20 protein-coding genes are annotated in these 16,177 nt (G+C 41.8%); 2 read left to right on the top strand and 18 right to left on the bottom strand.

Translation table 11 applies throughout. From position 1 onward, the window contains the following. From HMPREF3002_RS03505 to HMPREF3002_RS03435, 15 genes are all read right to left on the bottom strand, one after another. The coding region (locus tag HMPREF3002_RS03505; protein WP_176745561.1) for a hypothetical protein at positions 1-377 on the bottom strand (377 nt) is incomplete at its 3' end. Positions 378-438: 61 nt separating this feature from the next. After that, entirely contained in the window at positions 439-861 is a 423-nt protein-coding gene (locus tag HMPREF3002_RS03500; protein WP_070665295.1) for a lipoprotein BUG3, read from the bottom strand. A 133-nt stretch (positions 862-994) separates the two neighbouring features. Continuing rightward, positions 995-1,420 (bottom strand): hypothetical protein, encoded by a 426-nt coding sequence (locus HMPREF3002_RS03495; protein ID WP_070665294.1) that lies wholly within the window; start codon positions 1,418-1,420, stop codon positions 995-997. Positions 1,421-1,454: 34 nt separating this feature from the next. After that, a complete protein-coding gene (locus HMPREF3002_RS03490) occupies positions 1,455-1,892 on the bottom strand; it encodes a hypothetical protein (protein WP_031573578.1) in 438 nt (145 codons plus the stop codon). A gap of 58 nt (positions 1,893-1,950) precedes the next feature. Further along, the gene (locus HMPREF3002_RS03485; protein WP_070665375.1) at positions 1,951-2,388 is read right to left on the bottom strand and encodes a hypothetical protein; all 438 of its coding nucleotides are present in this window, start codon (positions 2,386-2,388) and stop codon (positions 1,951-1,953) included. A gap of 18 nt (positions 2,389-2,406) precedes the next feature. Next, complete coding sequence (locus HMPREF3002_RS03480) at positions 2,407-2,844, bottom strand: TroA family protein (protein WP_176745560.1); 438 nt, start codon at positions 2,842-2,844, stop codon at positions 2,407-2,409. 49 nt (positions 2,845-2,893) lie between these two features. Beyond that, entirely contained in the window at positions 2,894-3,337 is a 444-nt protein-coding gene (locus HMPREF3002_RS03475; protein ID WP_176745566.1) for a hypothetical protein, read from the bottom strand. Positions 3,338-3,484: 147 nt separating this feature from the next. After that, positions 3,485-4,555, bottom strand: a complete 1,071-nt coding sequence (locus HMPREF3002_RS03470) for an ABC transporter substrate-binding protein (protein WP_070665292.1) — start codon at positions 4,553-4,555, stop codon at positions 3,485-3,487. Further along, positions 4,552-5,325 (bottom strand): ABC transporter permease, encoded by a 774-nt coding sequence (locus HMPREF3002_RS03465; RefSeq protein WP_003002847.1) that lies wholly within the window; start codon positions 5,323-5,325, stop codon positions 4,552-4,554. The genes HMPREF3002_RS03470 and HMPREF3002_RS03465 overlap by 4 nt, the downstream gene beginning before the upstream one ends. Beyond that, entirely contained in the window at positions 5,322-6,128 is an 807-nt protein-coding gene (locus tag HMPREF3002_RS03460) for an ABC transporter permease (RefSeq protein ID WP_070665291.1), read from the bottom strand. The genes HMPREF3002_RS03465 and HMPREF3002_RS03460 overlap by 4 nt, the downstream gene beginning before the upstream one ends. After that, positions 6,109-7,266 carry an ABC transporter ATP-binding protein gene (locus HMPREF3002_RS03455; protein ID WP_070665290.1) on the bottom strand — a complete coding sequence of 386 codons (1,158 nt, stop codon included), beginning with the start codon at positions 7,264-7,266 and terminating at the stop codon, positions 6,109-6,111. Before HMPREF3002_RS03455 ends, HMPREF3002_RS03460 begins: the two co-directional genes overlap by 20 nt. A 208-nt stretch (positions 7,267-7,474) precedes the next feature. Then, on the bottom strand, positions 7,475-8,371 hold the full coding sequence (gene murB / locus HMPREF3002_RS03450; RefSeq protein WP_049472557.1) for a UDP-N-acetylmuramate dehydrogenase: 897 nt from the start codon (positions 8,369-8,371) through the stop codon (positions 7,475-7,477). A gap of 119 nt (positions 8,372-8,490) precedes the next feature. Continuing rightward, positions 8,491-9,429, bottom strand: coding sequence for a hypothetical protein (locus tag HMPREF3002_RS03445; protein WP_049472558.1), 939 nt, complete (start codon positions 9,427-9,429; stop codon positions 8,491-8,493). 125 nt (positions 9,430-9,554) lie between these two features. After that, entirely contained in the window at positions 9,555-10,421 is an 867-nt protein-coding gene (gene thrB, locus HMPREF3002_RS03440; RefSeq protein ID WP_070665289.1) for a homoserine kinase, read from the bottom strand. A 2-nt stretch (positions 10,422-10,423) separates the two neighbouring features. Further along, complete coding sequence (locus HMPREF3002_RS03435; protein WP_070665288.1) at positions 10,424-11,710, bottom strand: homoserine dehydrogenase; 1,287 nt, start codon at positions 11,708-11,710, stop codon at positions 10,424-10,426. 175 nt (positions 11,711-11,885) lie between these two features. Here HMPREF3002_RS03435 and HMPREF3002_RS03430 point away from each other — a divergent pair, with 175 nt between their 5' ends. Further along, complete coding sequence (locus HMPREF3002_RS03430; protein ID WP_049492061.1) at positions 11,886-12,764, top strand: polysaccharide deacetylase family protein; 879 nt, start codon at positions 11,886-11,888, stop codon at positions 12,762-12,764. A gap of 259 nt (positions 12,765-13,023) precedes the next feature. On the opposite strand, the gene HMPREF3002_RS03425 is transcribed toward HMPREF3002_RS03430, so the two are convergent. From HMPREF3002_RS03425 to HMPREF3002_RS03415, 3 genes are all read right to left on the bottom strand, one after another. Further along, on the bottom strand, positions 13,024-13,869 hold the full coding sequence (locus HMPREF3002_RS03425; RefSeq protein WP_049492035.1) for a CPBP family intramembrane glutamic endopeptidase: 846 nt from the start codon (positions 13,867-13,869) through the stop codon (positions 13,024-13,026). 49 nt (positions 13,870-13,918) lie between these two features. Continuing rightward, a complete protein-coding gene (locus HMPREF3002_RS03420; RefSeq protein ID WP_023918398.1) occupies positions 13,919-14,491 on the bottom strand; it encodes an HD domain-containing protein in 573 nt (190 codons plus the stop codon). Positions 14,492-14,590: 99 nt separating this feature from the next. After that, on the bottom strand, positions 14,591-15,160 hold the full coding sequence (locus tag HMPREF3002_RS03415) for a TetR/AcrR family transcriptional regulator (protein ID WP_037599347.1): 570 nt from the start codon (positions 15,158-15,160) through the stop codon (positions 14,591-14,593). A 129-nt stretch (positions 15,161-15,289) separates the two neighbouring features. Between HMPREF3002_RS03415 and HMPREF3002_RS03410 the strand changes: the two genes are divergently transcribed. After that, positions 15,290-16,132, top strand: coding sequence for a DegV family protein (locus HMPREF3002_RS03410; RefSeq protein WP_070665287.1), 843 nt, complete (start codon positions 15,290-15,292; stop codon positions 16,130-16,132). Positions 16,133-16,177 lie beyond the last annotated feature (45 nt).

Genomic DNA, 16,177 nt, shown 5'->3' with positions numbered 1-16,177 from the left:
TTGTCCTCATTAATTGGGATATCTACTCCCCAACTCGATTCTTCAATATTATTTATACCTCCATAAACATTCATATAATATTCAGGAGTTGTAAGCCCACCATCACTCCATTGTGTATGATCCCAATCAATCTGAACGGATTCGACTTTTGAATTTTGTGCTTTGACTAAATCAATAACCTTCTGTTCGTGTTCTTTTAGGTAGTCCAGTTGTTCTTTTTTTATGTCTTCATCTGGTTTTTGTACGACTTTCTTTGAAGATGAGGTCGTTATCTTCTGTTCGGGGCTTTTGGTCAGGGTCATGATTTTTCCTCCAAGAAAAACCAGTCCTAGTATCGGTAACAAAATAATCAAAAATAGTTCCATTTGTCTCTTCATTCAATTCCCTCCAATCTACACACTTTTAATTGATCTCTCAACTGAGTCACTCGAAAATTTCTTAATCTATGCTTAAGTTTTGTCCCAGAGACATCGTCTTTAAATTAATCTTTCCATCTTCCACAACCAAATCAACTCGCCAACTCGATTCAGGATTTTGATTAAATCCGCCAAAAATGAGAATCATCTCGTCACCACCTTGAGGTGTTCCATTTCCTGCCACGCCCCACTCAGTTTCATCCCAATATATTTGAACGGATTCAACTTTCGGATTTTGGGCTTTAACAAAATCGACGATTTCTTGCTCATGTTCCTTGAGAATAGCGAGCTGTTTTTGTTTAATGGCTTTTTTGTCTTCTTTGATTGATGAAGAAACATTTGTTTTATCTTGCTTGGTATCTTCCTTCTGTTTCACGGCACATCCAACTATACATAGCACCACCGCAATTGATACACCTATCATCATGATTTTTCGACTTTTCATAAGTCCTCCTACCATTTTGTACAGATTTTTATTTAAAATGTCCACCTATCATTTCTGGATCTATTATGAACTCATAGCTCAAGTATTTTTGGAATTCTTTCCTCTTAATAGGTAGAATGATCTGTTGATTTTATTAAGGAAAATTCGAACCAGAGATTGAATCAATTGAACTTGGATTCTCAACATTTGGTTTTGGGACAATAAAAAATGAATAACCATTGAATTCCTTATCATTTGCCCCATAGACCTTTAAACGAATGTCAAACCCAGATTCCGTAAAAGAACCACTATCTCCTACTTTCACGCTATCCCAATCATACTTGACTCGAACAACTTCTGGATCATTCAACTTTATGTAGTTCGTAATTTCGGACTCGTGTTTTTTTAAAAAGTCGACTTGCCTTTGAGTAACAGTTGCTGTATCTTCTTTGGTGGAGGAAGAAACATTCGTTTTTTCTTGCTTCATCTCTTCCTTAGATTTTACAGTGCAACCTGTGATGATGAGCAACGCGACACATAAAGCAAGTAAATTGAAAATCATTTTTTCTTGTCTCTTCATAAATCCTCCTTACAGGCTCTGAATCTTCCGGTTCTTACTCAATATAATCACCCTTAATACTAATATGATGGCCCATACTGAATGTCATCTTTTGATCAGAATCAAATACGACATCCACCCTCCATCCTGAATCTTCAAGTTGATTGACGGTTCCAAAAATTTCTATGACCTCATCTCCACTTTGCGGTGTCCCATTTCCACCATCAATCCATTGCGTTTCGTCCCAATAAATCTGGACGGATTCGATTTTCGGACTTTGAGCTTTCACAAAATCGACGATTTCTTTTTCATGTTCTTTCAAATAGGCTAGCTGCTTTGGTTTAATGGTTTCTTTGTCCTCTTTTGTGGTTGAAGAGGTGACAGTTTGCGCTTGTCTGCTTTTTTCACGTTCTTGCTTCACACATCCTAAAAGACATCCAATTGTTAAAATGAAAGCAAGTGCGATCATCAGATTGTTTATTTGTTTTCTCATAATTTTATTTCGTTTAAAAGTGTTTCCTCTATTGATCTCTCATCGTCTAACTGACGGATCATTTCTTTTCTACCCGATATAAACTATCAGAACCAATTGAATCTATTTTAGGCATTTTATTTTCGTCTAACGTAAAATTCAGACTAAAATTTGTTAGATCACTTCCATTGGCATAACCATAAACTAATAGTATTTCGTCACCTCCCTGAGGTGTTCCATTACCTCCTACAACTGTTCGAACACTATCCCAGTCATAAGACACCTGATGAATGTTGGCATTATGTTCTTTCACATAGGTCGTCATTTCTTGCTCGTGTTCTTTCAGATAGGCGAGCTGTTTTTGTTTAATGACTTTTTTGTCTTCTTTGGTTGATGAAGAAGCGATGTGATTTATTGGTTTCGTCTGTTCTTTTGGATTTTCAAGACAGCCTCCAAGACTTAAAAATCCAGCAATGGCAACAACCGTTACCATGATTTGTCTTGTTTTTAATTTCATAGCTTTTCCTTGTCCCAATTACTTAAATACTTCTCCTCCAACACCAAAACCATTGCTTAACATCATAGTTTTTAGATCAGGCATTTCATTAACAATCCCAATCGTGACATTCCAACCAGAATTTTTAATATGATTAAAACCACCATACAACTCGATGATTTCGCCACCTCCTTGAGGTGTTCCGTTGCCTGCTTCGCCCCATCGAATATCACTCCAATTAACCTGAACGGATTCTATTTTAGAATTTTTTGACTTTACAAAATCAACAATTTCTTTTTCATGTTCTTTCAAATAGGCAATTTGTTTTTGCTTCGTCGCTTCTTTATCTTCCTTGCTTGTCGAAGGGGTTGCAATGGGTGCTTGTTTCGTTTGCTCTTTTGATTTTATGGTACATCCTCCTATACTTGCAAGGAGAGCTAAGGTAGTGATTAATTTAAACGCCGTTTGTTTTATCATGTGCTATCTTTCTCTAAACCAATTTTTTTTCAAAATGCATTGTACTTACTTAGGAAATAGGCTTTCCGTCAATCGTAGGTTCATGAAGCATAAACATTTCTCGCATGTTAATTGATTGATCATCATTAATTGGAATATCCACTCCCCATCCTGAGTTCTCGATATGATTAATGCGACCAAAAACATTCATATAATATTCGGGAGTTGTAAGTCCACCATCACTCCATTGTGTCTGATCCCAATCGATCTGTACGGATTCAACTTTCGGATTTTGAGCTTTCACAAAATCGCCGATTTCTTTTTCATGTTTTTTCAAATAGGCTACTTGTTCTTTTTTTATCTCTTCTTCTGATTTTTGAATGACTTTCTTTGAAGAAGTGGTTGTTATCTTCTGCTCCGGTCTTTTGGTCAGGGTCATGATTTTTCCTCCTAGAAAAACAATTCCTAGGATCGGTAACAGAATAATCAAAAATAGTTCCGGTCGTCTCTTCATCTCTTCTTCTCCAATCCTTCCTTTCATGACTGAATGGGCCAGTCACTTTCCTTACTATTATAGCATCTTTCATTTGAATCTCAATCTAACTCACTAGTTAGAGCTTTTCTAAGGTAATCAAAAAGGAACCCGAAGGTTCCTTTTGTGTTATTTTCGATACATCTTGACCTGAAGGTAAAGATCGTTATAGACTCCAAGCAATTTCTTGCCTAATTGTTGATAGACTTCCAAATGGTCCAGCGTTTCATCGCTTGGATAGAAGGATTGGTCATCTTGGATTTCTTTTGGCAACATGGCTTTGGCTTTTTTATTTGGCGTTGAGTAGCCGACATAAAGAGCATTTTTCAAAGCATTTTTAGGACGAAGCATGAAGTTAATAAAGGCATATGCTGCTTCTTTATTTTTCACGGTTTTTGGAATGACAATGTTATCAAACCAAAGGTTGCTGGCTTCAGTTGGGACGACATAGCGAAGATCCTTATTGGCTTCGAGCATTTGGCTGGCTTCTCCTGAGAAGGTAACCCCAATAGCCGCATTGTTTTGGATCATATAGCCTTTCATCTCATCAGCAACCAAAGCTTTGATGTTTGGCGTCAAGGTGTAGAGTTTATCTACTGCCTCTTGCAATTTCTTTGGATCCTTTTCATTGAGGCTATAGCCCAAGGTATTGAGACCAATTCCCATGACCTCACGCGCACCATCGTACATCATGATGTCATTTCTGTACTCTTCACGCCAGAGATCAGACCAATGTTCCGGAGCTTCTTTGACCATCTTGGTATTGTAGACGATCCCCAAGGTACCCCAGAAGTAAGGAACGGAATATTGGTTGCCCGGATCAAACGATTGGTTCAACAGTTTTGGATCAATATTTTCCATCCCTTTGATCTTGGATTGATCCAATTTTTCAATCAAATGCTCATCCATCATCTTGGCAATCATGTATTCACTCGGAATGGCAATATCGTAGGTCGTGCCCCCCTGCTTGATCTTGGTGTACATGGCTTCGTTGGAATCAAAGGTATCATATTGCACCTGAATTCCTGTCTCTTTTGTGAATTCCGTTAGCAATTCTGGATCGATATAATCTCCCCAGTTGTAGATGACCAACTTGTCACTATTCTTGGTATTCATGCTCGCTTCGATCTGGTGGCTAATTCCCCAGAGGACCAGAATGACAAGGACAATCCCAGTTAGGAATGAATAAAGTTTTTTCATGCTGCTTCCTCCTTTTCACGGGTAATAAAGTAATAACCGATGACCAAGAGCACACTAAAGAGAAAGACAAGGGCGGACAAGGCATTGATACTGAGAGAAATCCCTTGACGCGCACGTGAGTAGATCTCTACAGACAAGGTTGTAAAGCCATTTCCGGTTACAAAGAAGGTCACGGCAAAGTCATCAAGCGAATAGGTAAAGGCCATAAAGTAGCCAGCAATAATGGCTGGTGTCAGATAAGGCAACATGATCTCTTTGAGCATTTGCACTTGGGTAGCTCCCAAGTCATAGGCCGCATTGACCATATCCCGGTTCATTTCCTTGAGTCGTGGCAAGACCATCAAGACCACAATGGGAATCGAGAAGGCCACGTGACTAGCCAGAACAGATAAGAAACCTAGCTGGTACTTCACCGTCGTAAAGAGAATCAAGAAGCTGGCCCCGATCATAACATCTGGCGCTACCATGAGAATATTATTAATGGAGAGCAAAGGACCTTCTAACTTCTTCTTCGATTGGTAGATATAAATGGCTCCAAAGGTTCCAATCACTGTCGCAATCAAGGCTGACAAGAAGGCCAAGAGGAAGGTCTCTGATAAGATCAGCATCAGGCGACTATCTGCGAACAATTCATTGAAATGCTCAAGCGTGAAGCCTGTGAAGGCATTCATATCTCCCCCTTTATTGAAGGCATAAAAGATCAAATAGAAGATGGGAAGATAGAGAATCAGAAAGACGAAACCTAGATAGAAATGAGATACTTTTTTCATCGTTCTCTCCTTTCTCTAGTTGCCCACATGGTAAAGAGCATAGCAAGGATCAGAACAACTCCGATGGTAGAACCCATTCCCCAGTTTTGTGTTGTCAAGAAGTGCTGTTCAATCGCAGTCCCTAAGGTAATGACGCGGTTTCCACCGATCATCCGTGTCAACATGAAGAGGCTCAGAGTAGGAATAAAGACAGACTGCACACCTGAGCGGACTCCATTCATGGACAAGGGGAAGACCACATGACGGAAGGTATCCCAACGATTGGCTCCTAAATCATAGCTGGCATTGATCAAGTTTGGATCTAAATCATCTAAGACATTAAAGATCGGCAAAATCATAAAAGGCAACTCGATGTAGCTGGCTACAAAGATAAAGGAGAAATCTGTAAAGAGGATCTGCTGGGGAGCGACTCCGAGAAAGCTTAAAAAGCTATTAATGGAGCCGTTTTGACCAAAGATTCCGATAAAGGCATAGGCCTTGAGCAAGAGATTGACCCAGGTTGGCAAGACGATCAACATCAACCACAACTGCCGGTGTTTGAGCAGCGTCAAAAAGTAAGCAGTCGGGTAGGAGATCAAGAGCGTCACCAGGGTGACGATTCCGGCATAAAGGACCGAATTAAAGCTCATCTTTAAATAGGTCAGATTTTGCGAAGTAAAGAACTCTTTGTAGTTTTCAAGTGAAAACTGCCCTTCAACGTTGAAAAATGATTGAAAGATAATCATGACTACAGGAGCCAAGACAAAGAGAAAAATCCACAAGAAATAGGGGAGGATAAATAGATTAGAGGTTGTTTTCTTCATCTCTTTCCTCCTCAATGGCATTAATCAAACCAGCTTCTTGCTCTTCCACTTCAACGTACTCTTCGATCCGCGCATCGAATTCTTCTTCGGTTTCATTGAGACGCATGACGTGGATGTCTTCTGGTTCAAAGTCTAGCCCAATGACTTCTCCCACGATAGCCTTACGAGTTGAGTGAATCATCCACTCATTTCCCAAATCATCATAGGCGATGATCTCGTAATGCACTCCACGGAAGAGCTGGGTGTCCACCTTTACTTGGAGCTTGCCTTCTTCAGGAAGAGTGATGCGCAAGTCTTCTGGACGAATGACGACTTCAACTGGTTCATTTGGACGCATTCCCCCGTCGACCGCTTCAAAGCGTTTACCATTGAACTCAACCAAGTAGTCCTCGATCATGCGACCATCTAGGATGTTGGACTCCCCGATAAAAGTCGCTACAAAGTGGTTGATCGGTTCATCATAGATATCCACGGGAGTACCAGATTGGACGATCTCTCCCTCATTCATGACAAAGATCCAGTCACTCATGGCAAGGGCTTCTTCTTGGTCGTGGGTAACAAAGACAAAGGTAATGCCCAAGCGTTGTTGCAATTCCCGCAACTCATACTGCATGTCTGTTCGAAGTTTCAAGTCAAGGGCTGACAAAGGCTCATCTAAAAGGACCACTCGTGGTTCATTGATAATAGCCCGTGCAATAGCTACCCGCTGACGTTGACCACCCGATAATTTTTGGATCGAACGTTTTTCAAATCCTGCTAACTGGACCATTTTCAATACTTCTGAAACCCGACGTTCGATCTCAGCCTTGTCCAGCTTTTTCAAACGAAGGGGGAAAGCCACATTTTCAAAGACCGTCATATGCGGAAACAGGGCATAGGACTGAAAGACGGTGTGGACATCCCGCTTGTTGGTAGGGACATCATTGATCCGTTCCCCATCAAGGTAGACATCTCCAGAGCTAGCATCTAAAAGACCGGCAATAATATTCAGGATAGTTGATTTTCCTGATCCAGATGCACCGAGCAGGGTATAGAACTTCCCTTCTTCCAATTCAAAATTGATATCCTTTAGGACAACGGTTCCGCTATCTTCAAAGACCTTTGTTACATTTTTAAACTCAATAATTGGTTTTTTCAATTCACATAAATTCCTTCTTTACTACGATTACCAAACTGCTTTTCAAACGAAAACGCAGCGGCTGACAGGAAGGCCTGTCAGGCCACCAATACCTCTCGGGGACTTACTAGACTGCCCCACCTATTTACGGTATCGATAGGCACTCACCCCCTTTCCAACTGATGCTATCGATGTTTACACTATCAATTGTTCTTCAATACTAACGTTCTTAGGCTTGGCCGATAATGCGAACTTCCGGTTCTAAACGGACACCTGAATGAGCCTCGACTGCTTCAATGACATGGGCGATCAGGTCTTCGTAGTCCTTGGCTGTTCCATTGTCCACATTGACCATAAAGCCAGCATGCTTTTCAGAAACTTCCACACCACCAATTCGATAGCCTTTCAGACCTGCTTCGCTGATCAATTGACCTGCAAAATGACCGACAGGACGCTTAAAGACTGAGCCACAAGAAGGGTATTCAAGGGGTTGTTTCAACTGACGAAGATGGGTCAAACGCTCCATCTCCTGTTTGATTTGCTCGTGATTGCCTGGAGACAAAGCAAATTTGGCAGAGATGACGACAGCACCTGTCTCTTGAATCTTAGAATGACGGTAACCGAAAGCTAGTTCACTCGCTGACAGAGTTTCGATTTCCCCGTCTTTGGTCAAGACCTTACAGGATACAAGGACATGAGCAATCTCTCCTCCATAGGCTCCTGCATTCATAAAGACAGCACCACCAACACTGCCTGGAATGCCACTAGCAAACTCAAGACCTTTCAAACTATGATACAGGGCTACATGAGTCGTTTCGATGAGTTTTGCCCCTGCTTCTGCTTCGACCACATAACCATCCACACTGATATCTCGCAAGCGATCAAACATAATGACAAATCCCGGTATGCCCCCATCTCGGACAATAATATTCGAAGAATTCCCCAGGACCATCCATGGAATTTGTTCTTGGTTTGCAAATTGGACGATGCGTTTTAATTCGTATTGGTTGCGAGGAAAGGCTAAAAACTCAGCATTCCCCCCTACCTTTGTATAGGTATAATGTTTTAATGGTTCTTGAAAACGGATATCAATCCCTTCAAGAATTTGATTCATTTCTTCAATCATCTTTCTGTCTGTTCTCTCTCTATATAAAATACAAACTATTATACCAAATTTTCGACTATTTTTCGACCCTAAAAAACAAAAGAAGGCCCATAGTATTCAGGCCTTCCTTTTACCATTTATTATGCAATTTTACGAGCGATAGCACGATTCTTTTGTCCATCCAGAGCTGATTTGACCGAAATCCAAGCACCACCAAGAGTAAAGACAGCTAAGAGTGCTAGATTCAAGTAAAATTTATCAGGGACATCCCCTGAGAATGTCGCTTCATTGAGAAGCGTCCAGGACATATCAAATGGCAAATCCAGTTCACTCATAAGCGCCAAAGTATAATCTAATTGGTTGACCAAAAAGACGGTCAAGACCATCAAAATAGCTGAAACTACCACACCTTTTTTAGTCAATTTCTTACCAAGGATCTCATAACCTTTGATAGTACAATAACCGAGGGCAGCACCTGCCAAAACAGATACATAGCCAAGCCGTGCTACCAAGAGGGCAACGGCTCCACCGATGATCACACCGATCACAGCCCCTACAATCCCTAAAAGGAAGTTTTCTTCCCGCGCTTCATAAGCCTCCACCGTGTCTTGCACTTCGGATTGGTAAGCTCTAAAGGTTGCATCGTCGATTAAGAAGATCGCATCTCCAATTTGATACAGACCGATTGGTCCTTCCTCACCCGTTTCCGCATTCACTTGCACGAATTGGTGGTTGAGTAAGAAATCAACAATATCTTGTATAGCTGTCCATAAGGTTTCGACAGCCTTCCCTTTGGTCATTCCGCCTTTGACGACGATAGAGGTCAAGTAACCATCAAAAGAGATGGCATTAATGGCTTTTGATTGTTCTTTTAATTCGTTCCAAAGAATCTCACCGTCTTCGATCAAGTCTCCTTCGGAACCTTGTTTCACACTGAGTGAAATGGTAAATACATTCTTGGTTTGAGCACCTTCGATGACTAACAAGAAGCCTTCACGCTCCCCGTACATCACACGAGCTTCGCCATCAAATTGCAGCCCAAGATCGGTAGCAATACTATATAAATATTCTGGTTTCATGTTTCCCCCTAGATTTTCGGGAAAGCTTGAGCTTTTCCCCGTACAGTTCCCATTCTACCATAGAAGAAGCAAAAAGGACATATACATTCGTATACATCCTTCTTTCATTTGTGTTACATTGAGGTTTATTTCTCAACACGAACGCCAAATGTGTCAATTTTAAGTTGGAAAATCTGGCCTTCTAGCCCGAGTTTTTCGAGAGCTGCGACAAAGGCTGCTGTATGCTCTGGCGCTAAGAGGTTCATGATCGTTGGGCCTGCTCCTGACAGATAGGTGGCGTATGCCCCATGCGCATGCGCTACTTCTTTGACCTGAGGGAACTCTTTGACAAGAGATTGACGGTAGCGTTCGTGGAAATGATCTGACTCGATGGAGCGACCAGCCGTCAGCAAATCTCCCTTGAGGAGAGCTGCGATAGCGACATTGGCTACACTACTAGCTGCAACAGCTTCCTTATAAGACCATTCTTTCGGTAGGACATTGCGACTATCACTGGTCTTCAATTGGTAGCTCGGTACAAAGGCCACAAGGTCACAGCTTGGGAAGTCAGCCGTGACATATTGGACATCTTCACCGATGTAGCTCGCAATGACCATATTTCCAAAGATAGCTGGAGCTACATTATCCGGATGACCTTCGATCTCGGTCGCGATGCGTAATTTCTCAGCGTCTGATAGCTTGAGGTTGGCTAATTGGTTGGCTAATTCAATCCCTGCGACAATGACCGAGCTAGAAGATCCAAGACCACGCGCCAAAGGCACTTGACTGGTCATCTTGATTCGATGGGGCTGCATATCAGTTGAGATAGAAAGAGCTGTTGAGAGCAAGAGGTTTTTCTCATCTGTCGGAATCCCTGCTCCTAGATCATGCTCAATCAACCAAGCATCTGCTGGTTCAAGGACTTCAATGGTCAAATAGCGAGTCACGGCAATCCCAACAGAATCAAATCCTGGCCCTACATTGGCACTGGTTGCTGGAACAATAATTCTCATGCTTATTCTCCCAAGACTTTAAAGGTATTCAAAAGTTCGAAATTCGCCTCTGAATCCAATTTTTCAACCAAGTTCTTGAATTGTGTTTGGTTGACTTGGTGGGTAATGATGACGACACTTGCAAATTGACCATCTGAGTCTTCTTGGAGGATTTGCTTGAAGGAAGCTCCTTCTGCATTAAAGATTTCCGCAAGACGCAAGATTTGACCAGTCGCATCTGGTGCCTTGATTGAGAAATAATAGTTATTTTTCACATCTTCAGGCTTAGCCAATTGAAGAGGACGGCTGTATTCATTGAAGGCTTTGCCGATCGTTCCTTCTTTTAGACGACGGACAATGCGAACGAGGTCGGCTACAACACTGGTCGCAGTTGGTTTTTGACCAGCACCTGGTCCGTAGTACATAGACTCACCAATCCCGATGGATTCCACATAGACCGCATTCATGACATCGTTCACACCAGCGAGTGGGTGTTGTTTTGGAAGGAAGGTTGGTGTCACCTCTGCTGCAATCCCTGATTGCGTTTCAACGATCGAGCCGACCAGTTTGATCACATAACCAAGGCTTTGAGCAACAGAGACATCTTGTGGAGTGATCTGGCTGATCCCTTTGTGACCTACTTGGTCAAATTGGATGTTCATCCCAAAGGCAAATTGACTCAAAATCACCATCTTGTAGGCTGCATCGATCCCTTCGACGTCATTGGTTGGGTCACTTTCAGCGTAACCAAGGCGTTGCGCTTCTGCTAAAGCATCTTCATAAGTCCAGCCTTCTTCCACCATTTTGGTCATCATGAAGTTGGAGGTTCCATTGACCACACCGAGTACTTTGGTCACCTTGTCAGAAGCCAAGGAATTCACCAAGGTTCGAAGGATTGGGATCCCACCCGCTACAGCAGCTTCATAATAAAGAGCTACTTGGTGTTCTTTTGCAACCTCTAGCAATTCACTTCCATGAACGGCAAGAAGGTCTTTGTTAGCAGAGACCACATGCTTGCCTGCTTCCAGCGCACGGGTGATAAAGGTTTTCGCTGGCTCGATACGACCCATCAATTCGACCACGATGGCAATGTCCTTGTCTTCAATGATCTCATCAACATTGGTCACAAAGTTGTAGTCATGACCAGCCGCTTGCAATTTTCCCTTTTCCGCATCATCTCGAACCAAGACCTTAGCGATCTCGATTTCATCTTGAGCTGCCTGGGTGATTTTTTCATGGTTTTCTTTTAATAAAAATGGTACGCCACTTGCAACAGTACCAAATCCTAGTAAGGCAATCTTAACAGACATCCTATTGACTCCTTGAATTTTCTATAGTAGCTCCATTATAACAAAAACTTGAGCGTTTGACAGCCAATTGCCTTAAAAATTCTGAATTTTCATGACAGGATCTGCCTGTAGCAAGTTCTGGAAAAAAACATAGAATTTGTGGTACAATAAAGAAAACAATGAAAGCGGTGACACTATGAGTAAACGAAGAGTACCTAAAAAAATCAAAGCCCTACTTGGAATCAATGCCCTCCTACTGGTCTGTATCTTTATTTGTAGCTTTCTTCTGATCAAGCGGATCACTCAGCCGAATGAGGGGAATACCAGTGGCACTGCCATGACGCGTTCTCTCGAAGAAGGTAGCTCCTCTATCGAGTGGACTCGGGTGAAAAAGCCGGTCAAACTGCCCATCCTCATGTACCACTCCGTGCACAATATGGCCGAGTCTGAAGCTGCCAATGCTAATTTGATCGTTGATCCAGAAACCTTTGAAAGCCAACTAAAGGCCCTGAAAAAAGCGGGTTACTACACCCTGACACCTGGGGAAGCCTATCGCATCCTCGTCAAGAACGAAGTACCCAAAGGAAAGAAATTTGTCTGGCTGACCTTTGATGATGGCGTCGAAGATTTCTATACTATCGTCTATCCGCTTCTTAAGAAGTACAAGATGACCGCCACCAATAATATCATCACGGACTTTACCCAAAAGGAAAAAGAAAATGTCCTGACCTTTGACCAAATCAAAGAGATGAAAAGTGCTGGCTTGACCTTTGAAAGCCATACGGTCAATCATCCAGACCTAGCCAATTCCAGTCTTGAGACCCAAAAGAATGAGCTAGTTGCTTCTAAACGCCTGCTAGATAAGGTGCTGGATCAAAATACCAGCGTTATCGTCTACCCATCCGGTCGCTACAGCCAGGTCACGATCGACCAAGCCAAGAAAGCTGACTACAAACTAGGCCTCACCACTAAAAATGGACTAGCCAGCTCCGCTGATGGACTCTATTCCCTCAAACGAGTCCGGATCCTTCCAACCACTACAGGAGAGGATCTCCTAGCCATGATCCAAGAATAAAGAAAGAGAGTGGGACAGAAATCGGTAATTCGTTAGAATTCGATTTCGTCGTCCCTCCTTCGCACAGTTGAGTAGGGCTGTAAAAGCTGATGAAATCAGCGTAGTAGAGCCCATCAACCACTGCGTCTTGCTCGACAATCCAAAAATAATTGAGAGGCTAGGACTTTTGTCCCAGCCTCTTTTGTTAGAGTTACTTATAAAAAATTTTTTATCGTTGATTCATAAACTGTAATAGGATTCAAAAATTTTTAAAAGAGCTTCAACATTGATTTGCTATAGTCTTTGACTTTCTTTTATAAATGCTCAAAACAATTGCAAATGACAACAACTGCCAAAGAATAATTCTTACTATCTGCAAGCTATCTGATTCAGAATTTGAGACAACATGGACCAGATTTGAAGCAAGATTGTTGAAAAGATGATCTCCTAGTCCTAGCCACAAGGAACCTGTCATTTTGTAAAGTAAGGACCATTTGATGCTCATCATTCCCGCTAGGATAACATAGCCAATCCCCATGGTAATAAGATTTAAGAGTGACGATTCTCCTTGAAGATAATCTCTGAACGGCATTGCCAAGTGCCATATTCCAAATAGGAAGGCTATAAAGAATAGACTCTTACGGTAAGAAATCCCTTCAAGAATTTTGGTGAAAAGGCCACGAAAAACTCCTTCTTCCATCCACACGTTTATCAGGTTAAATAAGATACTTAACATGATAAACAAGATACCTGCTTGTGATCCTTTTTCGTTTGTTAAGGAAAAACCACTGGCATAAAACGATAAGTGAACATTGCCATGAAGAAACAAGAGAACAATACACTCAACTGTATATGCAAAGATGGAGCACACTAAACCAAAGAGCAGGCCATTTCCTATACCTCTTATAATTCCATTAGGTGTAAAACCAATATCTATCCATCTTAATTTGCTAATTGAAAGAATTCCCCACAATAAAAGTATTCCAAAAAGTTTGTGTAGAAAATTCTCCGATAAAAAAGTATCATCTGTCCTCATATACAAGTATTCGAATAGCCTTGCTACTGAGCAGATAACAAATATAATTGAACAACTTAAAATAGGTTTCTTTATTAGTTGATTTAGCATATCTTTCTTTCAAATAAGTCTTTTATAAAAGTTAATTTCAATATTTCACTCAGTCCAATTCCTTCTCTAGTTCTTTTAGAAAGGTGATTAAAAATTGATGGCGACTTTCTGCCATTTGTTTGGCAGTCTCCGTGTTCATTTCATCTTTTAAGAGGAGCAACTTGTCGTGGAAATGTTGGACGGTATCAGTAAGGGGTCTCCCTTTGTGGCCACCATAGGAAAAAGTTCGCGCAATTCCTACAGCTCCTATCGCATCGAGCCGGTCTGCATCCTGGACAATCTTGCCTTCTAAGGTTTCTGGATGTTTACCGCGATTTTTGCTGAAAGAAACAGCATTGATTACCCGACAAATCTGCTCGATTTGGTTTTTAGGAGTACCGATCTCTTCTAGAAACTTACGAGCATTCGCATGATTCTCTGTTTGAAACAATTTATCATCATCAGCATCGTGAAGAAGAGCTGACAAGCCCACTATCTCCAGATCACATGGCCCTTCTGCTTGTGCGATTCTCATAGCATTAGTATAGACGCGGAGGGTATGCTCTACATCATGGCCATCCGCTCGATCAGCAAATAAGGTTTTCACATACTGCTTAGCAGCAAGAATTCGTTCTTCCATCATCGTTCTTGTCCTTTGAATAATCTATGTATAGTTCTATCTATTCATTTGGGCTAGTTATGGAGAGGGGCAGTTTACTTTAAAACCACCTATCGGTGGTTCTTACTTCTTCTTTTGTGGGAAGAGGGGTAAGCCAAGGGTCGCGATCTTTTCGGCGGGGATCTTCATGCCATCCTTGATCCATTTGGAGATGACAGAGACAATAGCTGAGCTCCAGAAAGAATTGAGGTAGCTGCCAGCGCCATTTGATGAGCTGCCATTTCGTTTTTCTAAAAAGTCATAGACTGCCTTGGTCAAGAGCCGTTCAAAATTGTAATCAATGGCCAGGCTGATAATCTTCGCTTCTTTCTTAACTTCTTTAAAAAGATAGACCCAGACTTGGTAGAGATCTGTCTTGAGGTTGTAGCCATCTAAAGACTTGGTAATCTTTGCGATACTAGATTGAAAGATAGACTCTAGAATCTCTTCTTTTGATCCATAATTGCGGTAAAAGGCCGCGCGAGAAACCCCAGCACGCTGAACCAGCTCAGAGATGGTAATCTTTTTCAGATCTTTTTTCTCCAATAGTTGCAGGAGAGAGATTTCGATGGATTCTCGTGTAATCGCATTGTTTTCTTGGTTAAATCGTTTGAGATTTTCCAAGGACTTCTCGGATATTTTTCTTTCTGCCATAACATTTACTTTCTATCTGTCTCACCTGATGATATCTGCTTGGATAGCATTGCACTTCATGATATAATTGTAAAAGAAGACAAACTACTTGTCAATGTACATTTTTATACAATTATGAGGTATGAACTGATGAAATGGAAAATTATTGCGGATTCAGGCTGTGACTACCGCTCTTTGGACAACCTGGCACCAGATACGGAGTTTGTCAGTGTCCCACTGACCATCCAAGTGGGTGATACCATCTATACAGATGATGCCCAACTCAATATCGATCAGATGATGGGGGAGATGTATGCGACTGCGACTGCATCTAAGTCTGCCTGCCCAAGTCCGGATGATTATATGAAGTCTTTTGAAGGGGCGGATAATATCTTCGTTGTTACCATCACAGGGACACTTTCTGGTAGTTATAATAGTGCCGAGGTGGCCAAGAAAATTTATCTGGAAGAGCATCCGAATACCAATATTCACGTCATTAATAGCTTGTCAGCTGGGGGCGAGGTGGACCTAATCGTTCGCAAGCTTAATCAGTTGGTCACTGAAGGACTCGATTTTGATCAAGTGGTTGATGTGATCACTACTTATCAGTCTAAAACCAAATTGCTCTTTGTTTTGGCTAAGGTCGATAATCTGGTCAAAAATGGGCGTCTCAGCAAATTGATCGGAACGGTTGTCGGGCTTCTCAATATCCGTATGGTTGGGGAAGCTAGTAAGACGGGTACCCTCGAGTTGCTTCAAAAAGCACGGGGCCAAAAGAAAGCGATCAAGGCTGCTTTTGATGAATTAATCAAGGCAGGCTATAATGGCGGGCATATTACCATCGCCCACCGCAACAATGAAAAATTTATCGAGCAATTCTCTGAATTGGTCCGTGAAAAATTTGCCCGTGCAAACATCGAAGTCCTTCCTACTTCTGGACTTTGTAGTTTCTACGCCGAAGAAGGCGGCCTCCTCATGGGCTATGAAATTTAAGTTTCCACTAAAAAAGAGGCTGGGACAAAAGTCCTAGCCTCTTTA

It is taken from the genome of Streptococcus sp. HMSC065E03, from assembly GCF_001815045.1.
GTDB lineage: Bacteria > Bacillota > Bacilli > Lactobacillales > Streptococcaceae > Streptococcus > Streptococcus parasanguinis_AD.
Note: the sequence above shows the minus strand (reverse complement) of the source record. Positions and strands in the feature narration are given on the sequence as shown.

What these genes read in the sequence shown, in the direction of transcription:
- HMPREF3002_RS03500 (WP_070665295.1), bottom strand. Translation starts at nt 861, where the DNA reads ATGAAAAGTCGAAAAATCATGATGATAGGTGTATCAATTGCGGTGGTG.
- HMPREF3002_RS03495 (WP_070665294.1), bottom strand. Translation starts at nt 1,420, where the DNA reads ATGAAGAGACAAGAAAAAATGATTTTCAATTTACTTGCTTTATGTGTC.
- HMPREF3002_RS03490 (WP_031573578.1), bottom strand. Translation starts at nt 1,892, where the DNA reads ATGAGAAAACAAATAAACAATCTGATGATCGCACTTGCTTTCATTTTA.
- HMPREF3002_RS03485 (WP_070665375.1), bottom strand. Translation starts at nt 2,388, where the DNA reads ATGAAATTAAAAACAAGACAAATCATGGTAACGGTTGTTGCCATTGCT.
- HMPREF3002_RS03480 (WP_176745560.1), bottom strand. Translation starts at nt 2,844, where the DNA reads ATGATAAAACAAACGGCGTTTAAATTAATCACTACCTTAGCTCTCCTT.
- HMPREF3002_RS03475 (WP_176745566.1), bottom strand. Translation starts at nt 3,337, where the DNA reads ATGAAGAGACGACCGGAACTATTTTTGATTATTCTGTTACCGATCCTA.
- HMPREF3002_RS03470 (WP_070665292.1), bottom strand. Translation starts at nt 4,555, where the DNA reads ATGAAAAAACTTTATTCATTCCTAACTGGGATTGTCCTTGTCATTCTG.
- HMPREF3002_RS03465 (WP_003002847.1), bottom strand. Translation starts at nt 5,325, where the DNA reads ATGAAAAAAGTATCTCATTTCTATCTAGGTTTCGTCTTTCTGATTCTC.
- HMPREF3002_RS03460 (WP_070665291.1), bottom strand. Translation starts at nt 6,128, where the DNA reads ATGAAGAAAACAACCTCTAATCTATTTATCCTCCCCTATTTCTTGTGG.
- murB (WP_049472557.1), bottom strand. Translation starts at nt 8,371, where the DNA reads ATGATTGAAGAAATGAATCAAATTCTTGAAGGGATTGATATCCGTTTT.
- HMPREF3002_RS03445 (WP_049472558.1), bottom strand. Translation starts at nt 9,429, where the DNA reads ATGAAACCAGAATATTTATATAGTATTGCTACCGATCTTGGGCTGCAA.
- thrB (WP_070665289.1), bottom strand. Translation starts at nt 10,421, where the DNA reads ATGAGAATTATTGTTCCAGCAACCAGTGCCAATGTAGGGCCAGGATTT.
- HMPREF3002_RS03435 (WP_070665288.1), bottom strand. Translation starts at nt 11,710, where the DNA reads ATGTCTGTTAAGATTGCCTTACTAGGATTTGGTACTGTTGCAAGTGGC.
- HMPREF3002_RS03430 (WP_049492061.1), top strand. Translation starts at nt 11,886, where the DNA reads ATGAGTAAACGAAGAGTACCTAAAAAAATCAAAGCCCTACTTGGAATC.
- HMPREF3002_RS03425 (WP_049492035.1), bottom strand. Translation starts at nt 13,869, where the DNA reads ATGCTAAATCAACTAATAAAGAAACCTATTTTAAGTTGTTCAATTATA.
- HMPREF3002_RS03420 (WP_023918398.1), bottom strand. Translation starts at nt 14,491, where the DNA reads ATGATGGAAGAACGAATTCTTGCTGCTAAGCAGTATGTGAAAACCTTA.
- HMPREF3002_RS03415 (WP_037599347.1), bottom strand. Translation starts at nt 15,160, where the DNA reads ATGGCAGAAAGAAAAATATCCGAGAAGTCCTTGGAAAATCTCAAACGA.
- HMPREF3002_RS03410 (WP_070665287.1), top strand. Translation starts at nt 15,290, where the DNA reads ATGAAATGGAAAATTATTGCGGATTCAGGCTGTGACTACCGCTCTTTG.